Below are 241 nucleotides of genomic sequence, written 5' to 3'. Positions count from 1 at the left end.
TACAGGTAATCCAATTGAACCAGTACCGTATGATGAAACACCAGAAGATCCAAGTGATAATCCGCCAGTTCCAAATGTTGATGGATATGTGCCGGTAGATCCAGGTAGTCCAACAGATCCATTGAAACCGAAAGATCCAAACGATCCAACAAAAGGATATGAACCACCAGCACCAAAAGATCCAAATGATCCAACAAAAGACACACCAGTACCATACGTTCCAGCAGGAACAGTAACAGTT

1 pseudogene is annotated in these 241 nt (G+C 42.7%); it reads left to right on the top strand.

Annotated features, from left to right (window positions below):
• A pseudogene (locus tag SH09_RS16760) lies at positions 1-241 on the top strand (cell surface protein); the annotation flags it as partial.

Source organism: Staphylococcus gallinarum, from assembly GCF_000875895.1.
In the GTDB taxonomy this organism is placed as follows: Bacteria; Bacillota; Bacilli; order Staphylococcales; family Staphylococcaceae; genus Staphylococcus; species Staphylococcus gallinarum.
The sequence above is the reverse complement of the archived record's forward strand: the minus strand, read 5'-3'. Positions and strand labels throughout refer to the sequence as shown.